Here is a 19,174-nt window from a genome sequence, read left to right on the forward strand (position 1 = left end):
CGGTGAGCCTGACTGTTCAGGGGCAATCCTTGGACGGATGGCAGAACCCCAGCGATAACAAGGGGCGGGTGCTGGTGCGCACGCGGTCGGTCAGCGGCATCGAAGCCGTGGACGTGCACGCGGGCACTGGCGTGGTCGCGCTGCAGGGGGCGGCAGATCAGGCTGAGCTTCTCGTGTCCGTGCGCTTGACGGAAAACGAGGCGGCGTTACAACCGGGCGCCGTGGAGGCGGGTCGGACGCAGGCAAGTGCCGCCATCGCCGCCGCGCGACTCGAGGTGGAGAACAAGGGCAGCTGGCTGTATCTGGAGGTACGCTACCCCACCGCTACGGACCCCACTCTGGTGCGTGAGCAGTGGACCGTAACCTTGCCGCCGGGCATCGATGCTGAGGTGGAGATGGCGGCCGGCCGACTCTACGCGCGCGACGTGGATGGACGCCTGGATCTACACCTAGGCGTTGGCACCATCAGGGCCTCTACGCGAGGGCCGGGGATCGACGCTCGCGTCTCCTACGGGGATGCGTCGATCGACGCCTTCGCGTCCTCTCCAGGGCGCCTCTCGGCCATGACTGGAACGGGCAATGCACGGGTCACTCTGGATGGGGTGGTCCTGCCTTTGCGCAGACCGCTTCCGGGGGCTGTCGTGGTGGGTAATGCGGGCGGACACGACGACTACATCGTGCGCTCCGAAGTGGGTAGCGTGGAGCTTAGCGTGCGGCGCCTTACGCCCGAGGGCGACGAGGTGCCGATCGAGGATTGAGCTAGCCCGGCTTGCGCTGCGGGGCGGCTCGGGCTGCTGCGGTAGTCGGCCGCGGCGCGGTCGGCGACGTTCCTTGTTCCCCGCTCGACGCGGGGCGCTCATCCCCGAGCACGCGTCGCAGCGCGGCGATCTCCTTCTCGCGCTGCTCCAACTGACCCTGCAAGCGTACTAACTGATGGCGTAGCTGCTGCTGCACACGCGGGTCCGCCTTATCGCTGGCCGAGGCGCCGCGGCTGCGCAGATCACGGGCTTGGCGATGTAGTTGACGTTGCATCGAGGAGAGCTCGGCCCGAGCGTGATAGCCGCGCACTAGCCATCCGGCGAGCGCACCGAGGGCGGCCGTGAGCATCAGGCAGACCAGCACCTGGCCGATGATGTACAACACGAGGCTAATTCTCCTGCTCGGTCGGCTGGAACACGAGCTGCAGCTTCACGGACTCGCGCCGGCCCGCGACGCGCGCGACGGCCACGAGCTGCGCATCGACGCCAGCCTCGATGAGGTACGCGCGCAGGTCGTCCGCAAAGGTGGCGAAGCCTCTTGGGGCGACCTCGGGGGCAGCAATCACTAGCCCTGCACCGCAGCTTTGCACGAGTGCCCGGACCTGGTCTAGCGTCAGGCGGCTGCGACGGTCGAGGCCGGTGAAATCGCCATCCGGGAGCAACTCGCCTGCATCGAGCACTAACTCGAGGGCATTGTTGCAGGCGCTGCGGTCCGCGCGGCCGTCACGAAAGATGGAGATCAGATCCACCTGTATTGGCAGCTGCGCGGGGACACGCTGTCGCAGGGACTCGCGCACGGCGCTGAGCGTGGTGCTGTCCGCAGCCACCCCCGTGAGCGTGAGCGAAGCGCGCCCGTCCCGGTCCCGGCGAAGCTCCGCGTTGGCTATGTCGAGCAAGGCGATGGTGGAGACTGCCGCCGCCGCTGTCTGCTTCCATCGCGTGCTTGTGCGTGGCGTGAGCGACAGCTCCGTGCTAACGGCCTGCGCAGTGAAGCGGCGCTCCGCGTCGTGCACTAATGCCGTGGTAGTCTGCGCATCACCCACCTCTCCCACCAGGCGGAGTTCCGAACCATCGAACACGATCGACAGGCTACGCGGCAGTCCCGGCGCCGCCCCGGCGTTCAGCTCGCGCGAGGCCCGCGCCGAGGCGAGTTGACCAGGGGCCATGGCCACTACCAGATGATCGTGCACCCGGGTCACTGCGGCCAGTTCACCTACCGCCTCCCGGATCCGCGCCTGGTCGAGATCACTGGGCGCGACGCCAAACAGCAGCACCTCGCGCCCAAGCACGTCGGCCTGCACCCAGGTGTTGGCCAGCTCTCGCAACAGCACGCGATCGACCTGCGCAGTCACGTCGCGCTCGATCACCGGTACTGCACGCAAGCTGCACCAGAGGCAGAACATCGCGAGCAGTCCGGCGCTCGCGAGCGCGATCGTGTTGCGCTCGAGCCGTTGCTGGTCATCCAGGTCGCCAGGCTTGCGTTCGAGGGCGCTGAGCAGGCGAGTATGCAGCCCCATTGCGGCGCGCATGGCCCGGTCCGCCCGCTGGCTCAAATGCGGTCGAATGCCCCGGGATATGGCGCGCAGGCGGCGCGATTCAGCCATCGGCGTCGCGCCGTGGTCTTGGAGGGGGGAGTGTCAGGCGATGCATGACATCGGAACCTACATCGTTGCTGTGCTGACCCTGGCCGTGGCGGCCCAATGGGTGGCGTGGCGCATTAGAGTGCCCTCGATCATTCTGCTGGCGGTGGCGGGCTTGGTGGCCGGGCCCGTGACGCTCAGTCTAAACCCGCACGAGGTGTTTGGAGCGTCGTTACACCCGATAGTGGGTTTGTGTGTGGCGATCATCCTGTTCGAAGGCGGGTTGCATCTACACATCGGCGACCTGCGGGTCGCCGGTCCGGGCGTGCGGCGCCTGGTGATCCGTGGAGTGCCGCTGAATTGGCTGTTCGGCACGCTGGCGGGGCACTACGTAGGCGGACTCTCCTGGCCTGTGGCCACCGTGTTCGGCGCCATCATGACCGTGACCGGGCCTACCGTGATCTTGCCCATGCTGCGCCAGGCGGGGCTAAATCGCCGCACCGCCTCGTATTTGAAGTGGGAGGGTATCGTCAACGATCCGGTGGGCGTGATGCTTGCCGTGCTCGCCTTGCAGCTGTTTACCCAAGACGGTCACGGTGGTGTGGGGGGCTTGGCGCTCGCGCTCGGTAGATCCGTGCTGGCCGGTGGTCTAGGCGTGGGCCTTGGCTACGCCGTAGGCAAAGTCTTCCGCGCGGGCGGCGTGCCCGAGTACCTCAAGGCGCCGATCATGCTCATGTCGGTCTTCGTGGTTTACCAAATTGGTAACTGGTTGCACGAGGAAGCCGGGCTGTTCGGCGTGACTGCCCTTGGTGTCGTGCTCGGCAACATGGGGCTCGCCAGCATCGAAGACATGCGACGATTCAAGGAGTACATCGTCGTCATTCTGGTCGGAGTGGTGTTCATACTGCTGAGCGCCAACATCTCGCGCGAGACCTTGTTGGCGGTCGACTGGCGGGTGCTCGCTTTGGTGCTGACGATTATGTTCGTCACCAGACCGGCGGCAACCATGCTGGCGACGGCGGGGGCGGGAATGAAGCTCAGCGATCGCCTGTTCCTTTCCTGGATCGCTCCCCGCGGAATCGTCGCCGCCGCTACTGCCGGCCTCATGGCTGCCAGCCTGCAGGCGGCGGGCTACGCAGGTGCTGAGTCCATGCTGGCGCTGGTGTTCGGCGTGATCTTCGCCACCGTCACCCTGCACGGTGCTACCGTCGGATGGCTGGCGCGTCGCTTAGGTTTGGTGTCGAAGGAGGTGGGTTCGCTGCTCATTGTCGGCGCCTCACCGTGGAGTATCGAACTGGCGAGAAAGCTACAGGCGCTCGGCGTGCGGGTGGTGATGGCGGACGATTCCTGGCGCAGCCTGCAGCGTGCGCGTATGGCTGAGCTGCCGGTTTTTTTCGGTGAGATTCTGTCGGAGAATGCCGTCGACTCCGTGGAAATCGCGCATGTGAGTACGGTGCTGGCGGTCACCCACAACGACATGTACAACGCGCTTGTGTGCACCGCGATGGCACCGGCGATCGGCCGCAACAACGTGTTCCAACTCGCCATGGATCGCGAGGAGGAGGACCCGCGACACGTGGCGCGCCCCCTGCGTGGTCGTGTGGCCTTCGGCGCTGAGGTCGATTTCGATCGCCTGTGGCGTTTGCACGCGAGAGGATGGGAGTTTGGATCTTCGCGCCTGAGCAAAACGTACGACTACGAGGCCTTCCGCCGCGACCTACCTGAGGGTGGGTTGGAGCTGGTCGTGCGCAAGGCTCAGGGCACCTTGTCCGTGAGTGATGGCAAGCAGAGCACGCCCGGCGGTGAGGACGACGTCATCGTGTACCTGGCGCCCGCACGCGAGAAGGCCAAGCGGGGCGAGGCACCGCGGGAGGAAACGTCGGCGCCGGCCACGGACGCGCCGAAGAACTAACCTAAGGGAAGCACTGATCGATGTCATCCACAACACCTGAGCGCTTGTCTATCGAGGGCCCCGGCGGAGCGCTACAGGTCTTGGTGGAGCCGCCCGCCCCGTCCTCTGCGCAGACCGATGGTGTGGGCGTCACCGTGGTGTGTCACCCCCACCCGTTGCACGGGGGTACGATGGACAACAAAGTGACTTACACATTGGCACGCACGATGAATCTACTCGGGCGTGCCGCCGTGCGCTTCAACTTTCGCGGCGTAGGCGAGAGTGAGGGGATGCACGATGATGGGCACGGGGAACGGGAGGACGTGCTGGCCGTGGCCGGATGGGCGGCGGCGCGTTTTCCCGCACGCCCCCTATGGCTGGCTGGCTTCTCCTTCGGCGCCTGTATGGCAGCAGCGGCTGCGGACGAGGTCGGGGCGGAGCGCCTAGCGTTGGTCGCACCCGCGGCGGATCGATACGGCATGGCGCAGGTTAGCGTCTCGGTACCGATCGTGCTCGCACAGGGCCTGGCTGACGATGTGGTCAGCCCGGAGGCTGCCCTGCAGTGGGCGCACCGCCAGCAAGGTGGGGTGACCGTATTGGAGTTCGAAGATGTGGGGCACTTCTTTCACGGTGCCCAAGTCTCGCTTCGAACCCGCTTGCTCGAAGCGCTCGGCGCGAAGGAGGCACCATGATTCAAGCGCTGAAGGCACTGCTCGGTCTGGACCAGAGCACGCCCAGCGACAGCGTTCGCCTAAGCAGCGAGGATCTGCCCCTCGCGACCGCGACATTGCTAGTGGAGATGACCCGCGCCGATCATCAACAGACCGAGGGCGAACGGGCGACGGTGGAGCAGGCCCTGGTGAGCCACTTCTCTCTGGCCGCAGATGAAGCGCGCGCGCTCCTGGAGGAGGCTGAGCGAGAGACCGCCCGCGCGATTTCTCTCTACGACTATACGGCGGCGCTGAATCAGGCGCTGGATGATGAGCAGCGCGTGAAGGTGTTGGAACTGCTGTGGCGAGTCGCGCTTGCCGACGGTCACCTGGACAAGTACGAGGAGTACCTGGTGCGCAAGGTGGCCGACCTACTCTACGTTCCCCACGCCAGCTACATTCGCGCCAAGCTAGCCGTGGTGGACGCTCAGGACGAGTAGCCCCGTCCTGGAGCGTCGCGGGCGACCGCTCATTGCGACGGTCGCCCCAGTTGCCTCAGACCATGTCCTTCAGGGTCTTCAGCGCCTGAATCTTCACGGTTTTGCGGGCCGGCTTGGCCTTGAACATCTGCTCTTCACCGGTGAAGGGGTTGATGCCCTTGCGTGCCTTGGTGGCCGGCTTGGTCTGAACCTTGATTTTCATCAGGCCGGGCATGGAGAAGATGCCGGGGCCGCGGCGGCCGAGGTTCTTCTTCATCAGGCCCTGCAGGCTCTCGAAGACTGCGTTGACGTCCTTGCGTGCCATGCCGGTTTCCTCGGCGATGTGCGCGAGGATCTCGCTCTTGGTGGGCGGCTTTGGCGCCGCTGCAGCAGCCTTGCGCGTAGTGGTCTTTTTCTTCGTTACCATGGGTGGTTCCCCCTAAAGACTCCCCGTGGGAGTGACGATTGAACTCACGCCGGCGCGCGTCTGCGAACGGCGTCGATATGTACTCGCCTTGACCCCTCGCCCTTCGGCATCGGAGTCGCTGGGCGAGGCAGCGATTCGCTCAGAACCTGAAGGTGCGTCGGAACTTCAAGTACTGCGAGGCAGACTCATTTTCCGGCGTCACGTCCAGTTCGATCATCAACGTCTCGGCGCTGCTGACGGGCAGCTCCGCGATGTAGTAAACGGCCTCTCCGCCCTCGTCGATTTCGCGGAAGGTCAGGTCCTTCCGCTGCGCCGAGAGGTTGGCTACGTTCGAGACCACCTCGGCCTTCACCGGTGTGTTCTGCCCATTCTCGTTCTTCTTCAGCACCGACACGTTCAACAGCACGCGGCGCTGGCCACGGGTGATGCCGTAGCTGCGAGCCACTTCTGGCGTGAGCTGATCGGTGGTGAAGCTGTTGAAGTAGATGACGTAGTCACCCGTATCGAGGGATGAAACATCAGCACCAAGGGCGGTGGCGGGGGCTTGGCGAGGTGCGGGGATGCGGGTGCCGTCGGCGGTGTCGCTGCAGCCGCTTGCCAGTGCAAGCAGGAGCGCACTTGTCGTTGTGGCAACACCCCATCGCCTCATTCGGCGGTCTCCGGTCAGCGCAATTGGCCGTCACTATAGTGCAAGGTTACCTGCAAGTCATCGAAAAACACCTTTTTTTAAGGGTTTTTTGCATGCTCGATGCGCGAAATCGGAGAATTTCAGCAGGAATAGGCGTTTTTCGACCGCTAATCGGTGCGCGAACAGCGTCCGTCGTTCATCTCGCCTATCGGATTTGCTGGCAGGGTTAGAGACCGTTTCCTCAGCCCAGAAGGCGGATCTGTTCGAGCTGAATCGTGATGGCCTGCAGCGCGATGATTGCCACCAGGGGGGACAGATCGATGCCTGCAACGAGGGGCAATACGGAGCGGATGGGGCGCAGAACGGGGTCTGCGATCTGCCCGAGCAGTCGCGCCGCAGGATGTGCCGCCATGCCAGGTGCCCAACTCAGCAGGGCGTTTACGATGAGTACCAGGACGAGGCATCGCAAGGTGGAGAGCACGGCCCCGAGTACAGCACCGAGGAGTACGCCCGAGACTGGCAACGGGATGCCGCGCAGGACCGTGTAGACCACTACCAGGGATACGGCCTCGATGACGATCACCGCAAGCACGGTCGCGAGCTCCATCCCACCGACGTTTGGAATCACCTTCCTCAGGGGGGCGATTACAGGGTTGGTGACCCGATACACGAACTGAGAAAGGGGGTTGTGAAACTCTGCGCGCACGGCGTAAAGCAGGAAGCGCAGAATGAAGACCAGCGCGAGCAGGTCGAAGGCGGTGGTGATCAGAAAAACCAATGCGGCCATGCGGGCGAGTCTCCTCGTAAGCGCCGATGCAACGCTGGGCGGCGCCCAGCATAGCCGCGCCCCGGCGGTCGAACCAGTACTCAGGTGGCGGGTCGAGGACCGAAGATCGCGGTGCCGATACGTACGTGCGTGGCGCCCTCGGCGATCGCCGCTTCCAAATCGCCGGACATGCCCGCCGAGAGCACGTCCAAGGCATGGCCAGCGTCATTCAATTGACGTTGCAGCCGGTGCAAGTGGCGAAAGTGCTCGCGCTGGCGTTCCTCGCTCGTCTCCGGAGGCGGCAGGGTCATCAAGCCGCGAAGGGCGAGTTGGGGCAGGCTGGCCACGTGTTCGGCGAGCGCTGGGAGGTGCTCGGGAGGTGCGCCGTTGCGGCCGTCCTGACCGGTGAAGTCCACCTGTAAACACACTTGCAAAGGAGGTCGGCCGTCGTGTGGCCGCTGGGCAGAGAGGCGGTCGGCGATCACCTGGCGATCTACCGAATGCACCCAGTCGAATCGCTCGGCCACGGCGGCGGTTTTGTTGCGCTGGAGGCGCCCGATGAAGTGCCAGCACAAGGGCAGATCCCCCAGGGCATCTAGCTTCTCTTCGGCTTCCTGCGCGTAGCTTTCAGCGATGTGTCGATGGCCGACCCTGGCTAGGGCGCGCACCGCCTCTGCCGGGTGTCGCTTAGCGACGGCAATTAGGGTGATGCCGGACGGATCGCGGCCGTAGCGCTCGGCGGCCCTGCGGATCCGCTCGAGAACCACATCAAGATTCGCTGTGACCTCGGTCATGTTTGCCCCGCATTCCCTTGGCTATACTCCAACACCGCCCAATACGGCCCTGCTATGCTCCGGCGCAATGGCGCATCGCCGGCCGCGACCCCTGGATGACCCAATGGCTGTAGACATCTCCCAGCTGCTGAACTTCGCCGTCAAGCACAATGCGTCCGATCTGCACCTCTCCGGCGGCATGCCGCCGATGATTCGGGTGGACGGGGACATGAAGCGCGTCAACATGCCGTCGCTCTCCCACAAGGAGGTGCACGCCATGGTGTACGACATCATGAATGACAAGCAGCGCAAGGACTACGAGGAGTTCTTCGAGACCGACTTTTCCTTCGAGCTGCCGGGCGTGGCGCGCTTTCGGGTGAACGCTTTCAACCAGAACCGCGGCTCAGGCGCCGTGTTCCGCAGCATTCCCTCGCGCATTCTGACCTTAGAGGATCTGGACGCGCCGCGGATCTTCCAAGAGGTGTCCATGTACCCGCGCGGCATCGTGCTGGTCACGGGGCCTACGGGCTCCGGTAAGTCGACCACCCTCGCTGCCATGGTCGACTTCATTAATGACTCCAAGCCCGACCACATCCTCACCATCGAAGATCCGATCGAGTTTGTGCACGAGAGTAAGCGCAGCCTGATCAATCAGCGCGAGGTGCACCGAGACACGATGGGCTTTGCGGAAGCCTTGCGCTCTGCCCTGCGCGAGGACCCCGACGTGATCCTCGTCGGAGAGATGCGTGATCTGGAGACCATCCGACTCGCGCTCACGGCCGCGGAGACCGGGCATCTGGTGTTCGGCACCCTGCACACTAGCTCGGCCGCTAAGACCATCGACCGCGTGGTCGACGTGTTCCCCGCAGCGGAGAAGGACATGGTGCGCTCGATGCTTTCCGAGTCGCTGCGAGCGGTGATCTCCCAGACGCTCTTGAAGAAGACCGGTGGGGGGCGCGTGGCTGCGCACGAGATTATGATCGGCACGCCCGCCATCCGTAACCTCATCCGCGAGGGCAAGATCGCGCAGATGTACTCGGCGATCCAGACCGGCCAGGGCATGGGCATGCAGACCCTCGACCAGTGCCTGCAAGACCTCGTGCAGCGAGGGGTGGTAAGCCGTGACGAAGCGCGCTTGAAGGCGGCACAGAAGGATCAGTTCTAACACCTAGGCGAGACGCTCGGCAGCTTGTCGGGATGACGCCTTTCGGGGAGTGATCAGAGATGGAAAGAGAACAGGCCTCGAAACTGGTCAAGGATCTGCTGCGTCAGATGATCATCACTGGCGCCTCGGACATGTTCATCACGGCGGAGTTTCCCCCGGCGCTGAAGATCGATGGCAAGATCCGGACGGTCTCGGAGACACCGTTGACGCCAGAGCAGGCGAGCCTTGTGGTTCGCACGCTGATGAACGACAAGCAGCTGAAGGAATTCGATGCGACCAGCGAGTGCAACTTCGCGATCTCCCTGGCCAATGTGGCCACCCGTGGCGGTGACAAGGTCAACGGTCGCTACCGCGTGAGTGCCTTTGTTCAGCAGAGCAATGCGGGTTGCGTGGTGCGCACGATCAACACGCGTATCCCCACCTTCGAGGAGATGGATCTGCCCTCACAGCTGCGTGACGTTGTTATGACCAAGCGCGGCCTAGTGCTCGTGGTGGGGGGCACCGGCTCGGGTAAGTCCACGAGCCTCGCGGCGATGATCGGTCACCGCAATCACCACACGCGCGGGCACATCATCACGATCGAGGATCCTATCGAGTTCGTTCATCCGCACCACGGTTGCGTTATCACCCAGCGTGAGGTGGGTGTGGATACGGACAACTGGCACACGGCGCTCAAGAACACGCTGCGCCAGGCGCCGGACGTGATCCTGATCGGCGAGATTCGCGATCAGGAGACGATGCAGTACGCCGTGCAGTTCGCCGAAACCGGCCACCTGTGTCTCGCCACCTTACATGCGAACAATGCCAACCAGGCGCTCGATCGGATCGTGAACTTCTTCCCCGAAGAGCGCCGGCCGCAGCTGCTCATGGACCTGTCCTTGAACGTGCGCGCCCTAATCTCCCAGCGCTTGCTGACCCGTGAGCACGGCAACGGGCGTGTCGCCGCCATGGAGATCATGACCACCTCGCCGCTCATTGCCGATCTCATCCACCGGGGTGAGTTTCACAAGATCAAGGAGGTCATGGCTAAGTCCAATCGCCTCGGCATGATGACCTTCGATCAGTCCCTGTTCATGCTCTACGAAGCGGGCTTCGTGAGCGAGGCTGAGGCGATGCGTAACGCCGACTCAAAGAACGAGCTACGCCTGCGCATCAAGCTCGAGAGTCAACGTGCGCGCGATGACGACAGTGCGGAAGCGGATAAGCTGCGTATCCTTGAGCCTGACTCCAAGGGCATGAGCGGCCTGGCTCGCGGGGCTGGCGGCCGCCAGGAAGGTGCTGGCGAATGATCGGCGTTGCGCTTAGCCGCGTTAAGGCGTTTACCCGATGAACATGCGGCCGCTGTTGAAGCTGATGGCTGAGCGCAAGGCCTCAGACCTATTCCTCACCGCCGGTGCCCCGGTCAAGATCAAGATCGAGGGCAAGATCATGTCCGTGAACAAGCAGGTGCTGAATCCAGCCAACGTTCGCCAAGCGGCCATCTCCCTCATGTCCGCCGATCAGGTGGATCGCTTCAGTCGCGAGATGGAGCTCGACTTCGCGGTCAGCGAACCCGAGTGGGGGCGTTTCCGCGTCAACGTCTTCCATCAGCGCGGCAACGTGGCAATGTGCCTGCGCTACATCACCGGGGGTGTGCCCGCCCTTAGCGAGCTGAAGATGCCTGAGGTGTTGGCGGATTTGGCCATGCTCAAGCGCGGCCTAGTGCTCATGGTGGGTTCTACCGGTTCGGGGAAGTCCACCACCCTGGCGGCGATGATCGATCATCGTAACCGCAACGCCAGTGATCATATCTTGACGATCGAGGATCCAATCGAGTACCTGCACTCCAACAGGAGTTGCATCATTAATCAGCGTGAGGTGGGGCTCGACACCGTGTCCTACTCACGGGCCCTGCGCAGTGCGCTGCGCGAGGCGCCGGATGTTGTGCTGATCGGTGAGATACGCGATCGCGACAGTCTTCGCTCGACCATCGACCTAGCGGGCACAGGGCATCTCGCCGTGTCGACGATGCACGCGAACAATGCTGCGGAGACCCTAGATCGCGTGGTCAACATGTTCCCCGCCGAACAACATACGCAGGTGCTGATGGATCTCTCCCAGTATCTGAAGGCCATCGTGTCTCAGCGGTTGGTCATCGGTCGGGACGGGCGCCGGGTAGCAGCCGTTGAGGTGCTTCTGGTAACGCCCTACGTGAGTGAGCTGATCAAGAAGGGCGATATCACCGCCGTGAAGGAGGCCCTGTCTGAGGGGCGCGAGTCTGGAATGCAGAATTTCGACAGCGCGCTCTACGACCTTTACGCGGCAAACCGCATCAGTCTCGAAGAGGCGCTATCCAACGCGGACTCGCGTTCCAACCTCGAATCCCGCATCAATTTCTCTTAGGTGTGCGCCCTAGACGTGCACCGCGCTGCGGTCCAGGCGTAGGGTCTTCCACACGCGCTCGAGCACAGCCATGCGAATGGCCACGCCGTTCGCTACCTGCTCTCGCACGGTGGATCGCCGGTCTTCGACCAAGCTCGACTCCATCTCCAGGCCGCGATTGACCGGGCCCGGGTGCATCACGATCACCCGCTCATCCGCCTGTGCTAGGCGCGCGGACGTGAGGCCGTAGTCGCGAAAGTACTCGTCCGGCTCGGGCATTTCTTCGCTGCGCATGCGCTCGCGCTGGATGCGCAGCCCCATCACCACGTGGGCGCCGGCGATGGCCGTGTCGATGTCTGTGTACCGTTGGCAGCTTGTGAACTGATCGGGCTCGGGCAGCATAGCCGTAGGGCCGCACAAACGCAGCTCGGCAATGCCCAGTACTTGCAGCGCATCTACCGCTGAGCGTGCCACGCGTGAGTGGCGGATATCACCCACGATGGTCACCTTCAGTGATGCCATGTCCGGGTGATGGCGGCGAATGGTCATCACATCCAGTAGGCCCTGCGTCGGATGGGCGAGGTTGCCCTCGCCAGCGTTGACGATGGCAACGCGTGGGTCGACCTGCTCGGCGACCTGCGCCAGGATGCCCCTATCCCCGGTGCGAATGATGAAGATATCGCAGCGCATTGCCTCCAGCGTGAGCACCGTATCCAGCAGGGTCTCGCCCTTGCTTTGGGAGGAAGTGGTTACGTCGAAATCGAGCACGGTAGCGCCGAGGCGCCGGGCCGCCAACTCGAAGGATGCGCGGGTGCGGGTGCTGGGCTCACACATCAGGTTTACCACCGTCGCGCCGGCGAGAAGTCGGTACTCCGGCAGCGGCTCGCTGCGGGCCGGTGCGAACTGCTCGGCTCGGTCCAGTAGTTCGCGCAACATGGGTGCTGACATACCTTGTAAGGTCAGTAGGTGGCGCAGGTTGCCGTCGGCGTCGTACTGGGCATTCATGAACGGTCATCATCTCCTGTGTTGGCCAGCCATGTCTCGACGATCAGGCGGGCGGCGTGGGCATCGAGATCGCCTGGCCGTACGCGACGCTTGCGCACCCCGGAGCGACGTTGCTCGCGCAGTTGCGTGCGCGCTTCGAAGGAGGTCAATCGCTCGTCTACCAGTTCTACGGGCAGGCCGGCGCGCTCGCCGAGGGTTTCGGCGAAGGTCTCGGCGGCAGCGGTCATGTCGGAGTTCGTGCCGTCCATGTTTGCCGGGCGCCCCACGAGCAGCCGCGTTGGGGACCACTGGGCGATCAGGGCGTCGATGGCGGCCCAGTCAGGTTCGCCCCCGTGAGCGTGGAGGGTGGCTGCGGCGCTAGCGGAGGCCGTGAGGGTCTGTCCGACAGCGACGCCGATGCGTCGTGCGCCGTAGTCGAAGCCGAGCAATAGCTCCGTCGTCATGTGGCCTAAGCGTGCCCCACGTCGGAGGAAAGCAGGGACAGGTCCACGCCGAGCAACTGCGCGGCGCTCTCCCAGCGTCGATCGAAGGGTGTGCTGAAGATGATGGCTTGGTCCGCAGGCACAGATAGCCAGGCGTTGTTGCCCATCTCATCTTCGAGTTGGCCCGCATCCCATCCTGCGTAGCCGAGGGCGACGAGGGCGTGGTGTGGGCCATCGCCAGCCGCCATCGCCTGTAGCACGTCGCGCGAGGTCGTCACCGACAGGCCCGGCGCCACCTTCAGGGTGGACTCCCACTCGCTCGCCCCATCGTGAAGCACGAAGCCGCGCTCGGGTTGGACTGGGCCGCCGTCGAGCACCTCGCGGTTGCTGACGCCCTCCGCGGCGTTCTCTAGCGAGAGCTGATCGAACACTTCTCGCAGGCGCATCTGGCGCGGGCGGTTGATCACGATGCCCAGGGCGCCATCGGCGTTGTGCTCACAGATGAGTGTTACTGTGCGGCGAAAATTTGGGTCAGTCATCGTTGGCATGGCGATCAGGAACTGATTGCTCATGTCGGAGGTGGTGCCCATTGTCGCCATTGTAGCGGACGGCCCGCAACCGTGCGGCGTCGCTTGGGGCTGTTGAGTGTTCAGGGGCTGATGATCCGGCCACCTGCGAAACGCCATTCGTAGACGAAACGAAGGGAGTCGTAGTCGCGCCGTAGGTGCTCGGGGAAGGGAGCGAACGGAGCCGCCAGGCGAAGGATTCTGAGCGCTGCCTGATCCAACAGCGGGTGATCAGACGGGCGCACCACTTGAATGCTGCGCAGGCCTCCGTCAGCACTGATGGCGACTTCCACGAGCGGCGATCCGGATAACCCCTGCTGGCGGGCAGCGTCCGGGAAGTACAGCGTGCCCACTTCCTCCACTCGGTCCTTCCACTGCGCCATGTACTCGGCTACATCCGATGCCTGGGTAGACACAGAGATCTCGAGTTCGCGGATCTCACCCTCGGCTTGTAGGCGATCTCGTCGCTGGAAGGTCGTCGTCGGAGAGGCGAATTGGATACGCGCGCTAAGGCGTGCGGGTGCCGGCTGTGGCGCCGCCTCCGGTGGCGCATTGATCTCGCGTTGCGCCTCGTTGGGCGTCACCAGTTGATCCTGGGGAACCTGCTCAGCGGCTTGCTCCTGCTCTTGGTCCGCGTCGCCGTCGGTCTCGCCGAGTGCATCCATGGCGTTCGCGGGCATGACGATGCCGCCGCTGTCCTGCGCCCTTTCAGTGCCTGAGCCAAGGCGATTGGCGGCGGCCGCGTACACGGCGTCGTCCGGGGTGTAGTCGAGCTCCTCGGCTTGGGGATCGCTCAGTACCACCTTGAGCGGTTGGCTGCTGCTTCTCGCAGGGCTAGAGTCGTCGAAGGTGATGCCGAGGATGATGAGTCCGTGCAGCAGCGTCGCGACGAACAGCGCCCAGACCAGCGCGTCGCTGCTGCTGGCGCTGCCGCCAGTACTCAAGCTGCTCACGAGGAGGCGTGACCGCGGCGGTCGGCGATCACCTGCATCAGATCGCCGGCGATATCCAGGCCGAATTGAGCGTCGAGTTCACGGATACAGGTTGGGCTGGTGACGTTGATCTCCGTCAGCTTGCCGCCGATCACGTCCAGTCCCGCAAACAAGATGCCACGTGCCTTGAGTTCGGGGCCCACGCGCGCGCAGATCTCGAACTCCGCGTCGGTGAGGGGCCGGCCCACACCACGCCCTCCCGCCGCCAGGTTGCCTCGCAGCTCGCCCTTCGCCGGGATGCGGGCGAGACCGTAGGGCACCGCCTTGCCGTCGATCAGGAGCACGCGCGTGTCACCCTCCTGCGCAATCGCCGCAATGTACTCCTGGAGCACGGTGAAGCGTTTACCGTGGTCAGTGAGTGTTTCCAAGATGACGCTGTTGTTTTGATCCTCACGCGACATCACGAAGATCGACTTGCCGCCCATCCCGTCGAGAGGCTTGGCGACGGCGCGATCGTAACGGAGGGCGAATTCGCGCAGGCGATTCATGTCACGGCTGATCATCGTGGCTGGGCATAGTTCGGGGAACCACGCAGTGAATGCCTTTTCGCTGATATCGCGCAGGCTGCGCGGGTCATTGACCACCAGCACGCCGTCAATCGCCGCGCGTTCGAGGATGTAAGTTGTGAACACGTACTCGATATCGAAGGGAGGATCCTTGCGCATGAGGATGACATCGAGCTGGTTCAAGGGAATGTGATCTGGGTCAGAGAGTGACCACCAGCGACGCGTATCGTCTTGGACTTCCAGTTGGCGCACGGTGGCGCTGGCCTGGCCGTCCAGCAGCTGCAGATCGTCCAGCTGCATGTAGTAGAGGCGCCAGCCACGGCGAGCCGCCGCCAGCAACATAGCCAGCGTGCTGTCCTTTTGCGGCTTGATGGCCTCGATGGGATCCATGATCACTCCGACCCGTAGCGGCTCTACCGACATGACCGATTTCGACCCCGTTGCGACTAAGGAACGGGATCATAGCAGGGCCCTGGAATGGCCCCGACGCCAGCGTCGGGAGCGTCACAGATTTGGGGCGCTCGGCCCGACACATCCCGATTTCGCCCGCAGCTGTGGTATACAGCCGCTGCGGGATACAGAAATAGGGAAGGATTTCCCATATCGAGGACAGGAGGTCCGATGATAACAAGGTCGCACCGATTGCCTCTGGACCTTCCGAAAGAGGGGCTCACGTGAGCAGTAACGAAAGCAGCGCCACCACGTCCGACGCCGTCGCCTCATCCTTCGAGGGCTTGAAGGTGTTGGTTATTGACGACAGTAAGACGATCCGCCGAACGGCCGAAACGCTGTTGAAGCGCGAGGGCTGTGACGTGGTCACCGCCGAAGACGGCTTCGACGCTCTGGCCAAGGTAGCGGATCATGAACCGGATATCGTCTTTGTCGATATCATGATGCCGCGTCTCAACGGCTATGAAACTTGTTCACTGATCAAGAATAACCGGGCCTTTCGCAGCATCCCGGTGATCATGCTGTCGAGCAAGGACGGTTTGTTCGATCGCGCTCGCGGGCGCATTGTCGGCTCCGAGGAGTATCTGACCAAACCCTTCACCAAGGACGAACTTCTTGAAGCAATCGAACGGCACGTAGAACGGTAACTCGGATGGAGCAATGGCCATGGCACTGGTTCTGATCGTGGACGATTCTCCAACGCAAACGCACGCCCTGCGTACATCGTTGGAGAAGCACGGCTACGATATCGCCACAGCAGTCAATGGCCAGGATGGCGTACGCAAGGCGCAGGAACTGCACCCAGACTTGATTCTTATGGACGTGATCATGCCGCATCTGAACGGATTTCAGGCGACGCGCGAGCTATCTCGGCACCCGGAAACCGCAGCGATCCCCGTTGTCATGGTGACCACAAAGGACGAGGAGAGCGATCGGGTGTGGGGCATCCGCCAGGGCGCCGTCGACTACCTGGTGAAACCCGTATCCGAGCGCGAGCTACTCGATACGGCCCGCGCGGCTCTCGAGCGCCATACCGCATGAGCGAGCAGCCGCCGTCGGGGCCCGCCGAGCCGTCCTCGCTCCTGAGCCTGCGCCACGATCCCTACCGGCTGCTGCTAGAGATGGAGCGTCGAGCGCGCGAGGCGCGCCTAGGGCCTGGCGAGGACGGCGCGCCAGGGCAGGAGTGGAACGGTATCGCTCTGCGCGTAGGTGACCTTCGCTTGCTCACCCCGCGCGAGGAGATCATGGAAGTCCTAATGCCGCCGGAGGTCACTCGCGTGCCGGGCGCACAGCCGTGGCTGCGTGGCATCACCCAGCTGCGCGGTCAGCTGATCCCCTTGACGGACTTGCGCGCTTATTTGTTCGACGCGCCAGTGCCCGTAGGCCTGAGTGGTACTCGTGTGTTGGTGTCCAGTCATCGGCAGATCCCAGCGGGACTGATCGTGGACGAGGTCTACGGCTTCCGGCGAATACCGGACACGCGCCGGCGACGGGTGGAGTTGGACGGGTTGCCACCGCGCATCCGACCCTGCGTGGAGGGCGGCTTCCTGGTGGACGACGAGGTATGGCCTGCCGTACGCCTGCACACGCTGATTGAGAGCGATAAGTTCCTGGATCCGGCGGTTTAGCGCCTCGCGATCCTACCGACCGCGCACTGGCGCGGAGTCATATGAGAGTCGATCATGTCTGAAAAAAGCCTGTCGGAACGTTTGCTTCCGTTGTTCGGAATCGCCCTGGTGGCGTCCTTGGCGGTGGCCGCCGCGAGCCACTTCCTCGGCGTTCAAGAGGAGGCAGGCGGCTTACGTCTGGCAGCGGCGGTGCAGCAGCAGGGAGTGCTTTCGCAGCAGCTGATCGCTGCCGCTGGGGCCACTCGGCGCCACGAGTCCGAGGCCTTCGACGCGCTGGGCTCACTGGTAGCGGAGCTGAAGTCGACGCAACCCCTGCCGAACGAGTCCTCCGCGATCGCCGATGCGCGCGACAAGGTCGCGCGGCACGCGAGCGCCGTGCTCGAGACACGTTCAGCCCTGGAGGAGGTAGGTGAGGCGGCCACGCAGATCGACGCGCAGGTCGATCAGCTGTTCGACCAGCTTGGCGATCTCCTCGGCATGTTGTCCTCGGCCGATCGGGCCACGCTGGAACCGCATATCGAGCGTTTCGAACTCACCGCGAAAGGCATGCAGCAGGACGCCGCGGCACTCAATGGCGGCTTCGGCACGATCGCGCTCGTGGTCGAGCGAATGAGCTCGGGCGAAGAGTACCTCGGACAGATGATTCGAGGCCTGAGCGAGAAGAATAACGCGCTCGGCGTGCCCGACGTGTCGAACGGCGCGACGCGCGCGCAGCTGTCGCGTGTGTCCAGCACCTTCGAGACGCTGGCCGGAGCGGTGCGCATCGCCGTGGGAGCGGCGGACCGACTGATCTTCATGCAGAGCCGAGCGGACCTGCTGACCGCTGCGTCCGAGCAGTGGTTCAAGGCTCTGCCCGCCGTGACCGGCACCACCGTGGCCGGCGGTCTCAGCTCTCTGATGATGCCGGTGGCCCTCGGGGTGGCCCTCGTGCTCGCCTTGGTGACGCTGGTGCTGCAGCGTGGTGCGGCGAGCGCTCAGCGTCTTGCCAAGGCTCAGGCCGCTCAAAACGAGCGCAACCAAACGGCGATCCTGCGATTGCTCGACGAGCTCGGTAGCTTGGCCGACGGTGATCTGACGGTGCAGGCGACCGTCACCGAGGACATCACCGGTGCCATTGCCGACTCCATCAACTACGCGGTCGAAGCGCTGCGTGGGCTGGTAGAGACCATCGATGCAAGCGCCATTCAAATCGACGCTGCTGCGCGCCAGACCAAGGCGAGTGCGGCTCACTTGGCTACCGCCAGCGGGAACCAGTCGCGGCACGTTGCGTCGGCGACGGAATCGATCGCCAACATCGCCAAGCAGATCGAAGAGGTTTCCGGCAACGCCGAGCGCTCCTCCGACGTGGCGCGCCACTCGGTGGACGTGGCGCACAAGGGCGGTGAGGCCGTGCGGCGCACGATCGACGGCATGAACACGATCCGCGAGACGATTCAGGAGACCTCCAAGCGGATCAAGCGTCTGGGAGAGAGTTCGCAGGAGATCGGCAACATCGTTGAGCTAATCAATGATATCGCTGACCAGACCAACATTCTCGCCCTGAACGCATCGATTCAGGCCTCCATGGCCGGCGAGGCGGGTCGCGGCTTCGCTGTGGTGGCAGACGAGGTGCAGCGTCTGGCTGAGAAGTCGGCTAACGCGACCAAGCAGATTGAAGTGTTGGTACGGACGATTCAGGCCGACACCAACGAGGCCGTGATCTCCATGGAGCAGAGCACCACGGATGTGGTCAGCGGCGCTACCTTGGCGGAGAATGCGGGCGCGTCCCTCGATGAGATCGAACAAGTGTCCAACCAGATCGCCTCCTTGGTGCAGAACATATCCGCCACTGCGCGTCAGCAAGCCACCGCCGCTGGCGGTGTGACCCGCAACATGGCCGTGCTGCAGGAGATCAGTGCGCAGACCGCCGAGTCAACGGGGGCCACCTCGACCGCCATCGGCAAGCTTGCCAAGCTCGCGAGCGGTCTGCGCAAGTCTGTTGCCGGCTTCACCCTGCCTGACCGTGCGAGCGGCAGCAGCGGCCCGAGCACCAACACTGGCGCGATCGATATATCGAGCGCGGCGGACGGTGATGGCGGCCGCAGATCCTCGAGTGCCTCGGCGCAACGCACGGCGGGAGCAGCCTGA

At 63.9% G+C, this 19,174-nt stretch carries 22 protein-coding genes; 11 read left to right on the plus strand and 11 right to left on the minus strand.

Annotated features, from left to right (window positions below; genetic code table 11):
* Positions 1–2: 2 nt before the first annotated feature.
* The gene (locus AAGA68_19010) at positions 3–758 is read left to right on the plus strand and encodes a hypothetical protein (protein MEM9387160.1); all 756 of its coding nucleotides are present in this window, start codon (positions 3–5) and stop codon (positions 756–758) included.
* A 1-nt stretch (position 759) separates the two neighbouring features.
* Here AAGA68_19010 and AAGA68_19015 read toward each other — a convergent pair whose 3' ends face one another.
* Together AAGA68_19015 and AAGA68_19020 are read right to left on the minus strand one after the other, a co-directional pair.
* Entirely contained in the window at positions 760–1,143 is a 384-nt protein-coding gene (locus AAGA68_19015; protein ID MEM9387161.1) for a hypothetical protein, read from the minus strand.
* A gap of 4 nt (positions 1,144–1,147) precedes the next feature.
* The gene (locus AAGA68_19020; protein MEM9387162.1) at positions 1,148–2,362 is read right to left on the minus strand and encodes a BON domain-containing protein; all 1,215 of its coding nucleotides are present in this window, start codon (positions 2,360–2,362) and stop codon (positions 1,148–1,150) included.
* A gap of 40 nt (positions 2,363–2,402) precedes the next feature.
* Here AAGA68_19020 and AAGA68_19025 point away from each other — a divergent pair, with 40 nt between their 5' ends.
* From AAGA68_19025 to AAGA68_19035, 3 genes are read left to right on the plus strand one after another with little or no spacing between them, the layout of a single operon-like run.
* Entirely contained in the window at positions 2,403–4,250 is a 1,848-nt protein-coding gene (locus AAGA68_19025; GenBank protein ID MEM9387163.1) for a cation:proton antiporter, read from the plus strand.
* A 20-nt stretch (positions 4,251–4,270) separates the two neighbouring features.
* Positions 4,271–4,921: an alpha/beta hydrolase gene (locus tag AAGA68_19030; GenBank protein ID MEM9387164.1), complete on the plus strand. Its 651-nt coding sequence runs from the start codon at positions 4,271–4,273 to the stop codon at positions 4,919–4,921.
* Positions 4,918–5,379 (plus strand): TerB family tellurite resistance protein, encoded by a 462-nt coding sequence (locus tag AAGA68_19035; protein ID MEM9387165.1) that lies wholly within the window; start codon positions 4,918–4,920, stop codon positions 5,377–5,379. Before AAGA68_19030 ends, AAGA68_19035 begins: the two co-directional genes overlap by 4 nt.
* 55 nt (positions 5,380–5,434) lie before the next feature.
* On the opposite strand, the gene AAGA68_19040 is transcribed toward AAGA68_19035, so the two are convergent.
* The 4 genes from AAGA68_19040 to AAGA68_19055 all read right to left on the minus strand — a co-directional run bounded on the left by AAGA68_19040 (position 5,435) and on the right by AAGA68_19055 (position 7,973).
* A complete protein-coding gene (locus AAGA68_19040) occupies positions 5,435–5,785 on the minus strand; it encodes an HU family DNA-binding protein (protein ID MEM9387166.1) in 351 nt (116 codons plus the stop codon).
* A 139-nt stretch (positions 5,786–5,924) separates the two neighbouring features.
* A complete protein-coding gene (locus AAGA68_19045) occupies positions 5,925–6,434 on the minus strand; it encodes a DUF4426 domain-containing protein (GenBank protein MEM9387167.1) in 510 nt (169 codons plus the stop codon).
* Between the two features lie 220 nt (positions 6,435–6,654).
* Positions 6,655–7,200, minus strand: coding sequence for a YggT family protein (locus tag AAGA68_19050; GenBank protein MEM9387168.1), 546 nt, complete (start codon positions 7,198–7,200; stop codon positions 6,655–6,657).
* A gap of 80 nt (positions 7,201–7,280) precedes the next feature.
* A complete protein-coding gene (locus AAGA68_19055; protein MEM9387169.1) occupies positions 7,281–7,973 on the minus strand; it encodes a YggS family pyridoxal phosphate-dependent enzyme in 693 nt (230 codons plus the stop codon).
* Between the two features lie 103 nt (positions 7,974–8,076).
* Here AAGA68_19055 and AAGA68_19060 point away from each other — a divergent pair, with 103 nt between their 5' ends.
* From AAGA68_19060 to AAGA68_19070, 3 genes are read left to right on the plus strand one after another with little or no spacing between them, the layout of a single operon-like run.
* Complete coding sequence (locus tag AAGA68_19060; GenBank protein ID MEM9387170.1) at positions 8,077–9,117, plus strand: type IV pilus twitching motility protein PilT; 1,041 nt, start codon at positions 8,077–8,079, stop codon at positions 9,115–9,117.
* Positions 9,118–9,176: 59 nt separating this feature from the next.
* A complete protein-coding gene (locus tag AAGA68_19065; protein MEM9387171.1) occupies positions 9,177–10,406 on the plus strand; it encodes a PilT/PilU family type 4a pilus ATPase in 1,230 nt (409 codons plus the stop codon).
* Positions 10,407–10,443: 37 nt separating this feature from the next.
* Entirely contained in the window at positions 10,444–11,499 is a 1,056-nt protein-coding gene (locus tag AAGA68_19070) for a PilT/PilU family type 4a pilus ATPase (protein MEM9387172.1), read from the plus strand.
* Positions 11,500–11,508: 9 nt separating this feature from the next.
* Here the strand turns inward: AAGA68_19070 and AAGA68_19075 are convergent, their stop codons facing one another.
* Genes AAGA68_19075 through gshB form a run of 5 tightly spaced genes read right to left on the minus strand, consistent with a single transcriptional unit; the run spans position 11,509 to position 15,392 of the window.
* Positions 11,509–12,483 (minus strand): aspartate carbamoyltransferase catalytic subunit, encoded by a 975-nt coding sequence (locus tag AAGA68_19075; GenBank protein ID MEM9387173.1) that lies wholly within the window; start codon positions 12,481–12,483, stop codon positions 11,509–11,511.
* On the minus strand, positions 12,480–12,926 hold the full coding sequence (gene ruvX, locus AAGA68_19080; GenBank protein MEM9387174.1) for a Holliday junction resolvase RuvX: 447 nt from the start codon (positions 12,924–12,926) through the stop codon (positions 12,480–12,482). Before ruvX ends, AAGA68_19075 begins: the two co-directional genes overlap by 4 nt.
* Before the next feature lie 5 nt (positions 12,927–12,931).
* Positions 12,932–13,504 carry a YqgE/AlgH family protein gene (locus AAGA68_19085; GenBank protein MEM9387175.1) on the minus strand — a complete coding sequence of 191 codons (573 nt, stop codon included), beginning with the start codon at positions 13,502–13,504 and terminating at the stop codon, positions 12,932–12,934.
* Between the two features lie 50 nt (positions 13,505–13,554).
* Positions 13,555–14,424 carry an energy transducer TonB gene (locus tag AAGA68_19090; protein ID MEM9387176.1) on the minus strand — a complete coding sequence of 290 codons (870 nt, stop codon included), beginning with the start codon at positions 14,422–14,424 and terminating at the stop codon, positions 13,555–13,557.
* Positions 14,421–15,392, minus strand: coding sequence for a glutathione synthase (gene gshB / locus AAGA68_19095; GenBank protein ID MEM9387177.1), 972 nt, complete (start codon positions 15,390–15,392; stop codon positions 14,421–14,423). Before gshB ends, AAGA68_19090 begins: the two co-directional genes overlap by 4 nt.
* 251 nt (positions 15,393–15,643) lie before the next feature.
* On the opposite strand from gshB, the gene AAGA68_19100 reads away from it, so the two are divergent.
* From AAGA68_19100 to AAGA68_19115, 4 genes are read left to right on the plus strand one after another with little or no spacing between them, the layout of a single operon-like run.
* On the plus strand, positions 15,644–16,066 hold the full coding sequence (locus tag AAGA68_19100; protein MEM9387178.1) for a response regulator: 423 nt from the start codon (positions 15,644–15,646) through the stop codon (positions 16,064–16,066).
* Positions 16,067–16,085: 19 nt separating this feature from the next.
* On the plus strand, positions 16,086–16,460 hold the full coding sequence (locus AAGA68_19105; protein ID MEM9387179.1) for a response regulator: 375 nt from the start codon (positions 16,086–16,088) through the stop codon (positions 16,458–16,460).
* On the plus strand, positions 16,457–17,047 hold the full coding sequence (locus AAGA68_19110; GenBank protein MEM9387180.1) for a chemotaxis protein CheW: 591 nt from the start codon (positions 16,457–16,459) through the stop codon (positions 17,045–17,047). The genes AAGA68_19105 and AAGA68_19110 overlap by 4 nt, the downstream gene beginning before the upstream one ends.
* 54 nt (positions 17,048–17,101) lie before the next feature.
* A complete protein-coding gene (locus AAGA68_19115) occupies positions 17,102–19,174 on the plus strand; it encodes a methyl-accepting chemotaxis protein (protein ID MEM9387181.1) in 2,073 nt (690 codons plus the stop codon).

The sequence above is a fragment of the Pseudomonadota bacterium genome (genome assembly GCA_039193195.1).
Taxonomy (GTDB): Bacteria; Pseudomonadota; Gammaproteobacteria; order Steroidobacterales; family JBCBZW01; genus JBCBZW01.

Excerpts from the sequence above, each read along its gene's own strand:
- AAGA68_19030 (MEM9387164.1), top strand. The coding sequence starts at position 4,271 with ATGTCATCCACAACACCTGAGCGCTTGTCTATCGAGGGCCCCGGCGGA.
- AAGA68_19105 (MEM9387179.1), top strand. The coding sequence starts at position 16,086 with ATGGCACTGGTTCTGATCGTGGACGATTCTCCAACGCAAACGCACGCC.
- gshB (MEM9387177.1), bottom strand. The coding sequence starts at position 15,392 with ATGTCGGTAGAGCCGCTACGGGTCGGAGTGATCATGGATCCCATCGAG.
- AAGA68_19110 (MEM9387180.1), top strand. The coding sequence starts at position 16,457 with ATGAGCGAGCAGCCGCCGTCGGGGCCCGCCGAGCCGTCCTCGCTCCTG.
- AAGA68_19115 (MEM9387181.1), top strand. The coding sequence starts at position 17,102 with ATGTCTGAAAAAAGCCTGTCGGAACGTTTGCTTCCGTTGTTCGGAATC.
- AAGA68_19055 (MEM9387169.1), bottom strand. The coding sequence starts at position 7,973 with ATGACCGAGGTCACAGCGAATCTTGATGTGGTTCTCGAGCGGATCCGC.
- AAGA68_19045 (MEM9387167.1), bottom strand. The coding sequence starts at position 6,434 with ATGAGGCGATGGGGTGTTGCCACAACGACAAGTGCGCTCCTGCTTGCA.
- AAGA68_19065 (MEM9387171.1), top strand. The coding sequence starts at position 9,177 with ATGGAAAGAGAACAGGCCTCGAAACTGGTCAAGGATCTGCTGCGTCAG.
- AAGA68_19075 (MEM9387173.1), bottom strand. The coding sequence starts at position 12,483 with ATGAATGCCCAGTACGACGCCGACGGCAACCTGCGCCACCTACTGACC.
- ruvX (MEM9387174.1), bottom strand. The coding sequence starts at position 12,926 with ATGACGACGGAGCTATTGCTCGGCTTCGACTACGGCGCACGACGCATC.
- AAGA68_19025 (MEM9387163.1), top strand. The coding sequence starts at position 2,403 with ATGCATGACATCGGAACCTACATCGTTGCTGTGCTGACCCTGGCCGTG.
- AAGA68_19060 (MEM9387170.1), top strand. The coding sequence starts at position 8,077 with ATGGCTGTAGACATCTCCCAGCTGCTGAACTTCGCCGTCAAGCACAAT.
- AAGA68_19085 (MEM9387175.1), bottom strand. The coding sequence starts at position 13,504 with ATGGCGACAATGGGCACCACCTCCGACATGAGCAATCAGTTCCTGATC.
- AAGA68_19040 (MEM9387166.1), bottom strand. The coding sequence starts at position 5,785 with ATGGTAACGAAGAAAAAGACCACTACGCGCAAGGCTGCTGCAGCGGCG.
- AAGA68_19050 (MEM9387168.1), bottom strand. The coding sequence starts at position 7,200 with ATGGCCGCATTGGTTTTTCTGATCACCACCGCCTTCGACCTGCTCGCG.
- AAGA68_19070 (MEM9387172.1), top strand. The coding sequence starts at position 10,444 with ATGAACATGCGGCCGCTGTTGAAGCTGATGGCTGAGCGCAAGGCCTCA.
- AAGA68_19020 (MEM9387162.1), bottom strand. The coding sequence starts at position 2,362 with ATGGCTGAATCGCGCCGCCTGCGCGCCATATCCCGGGGCATTCGACCG.
- AAGA68_19035 (MEM9387165.1), top strand. The coding sequence starts at position 4,918 with ATGATTCAAGCGCTGAAGGCACTGCTCGGTCTGGACCAGAGCACGCCC.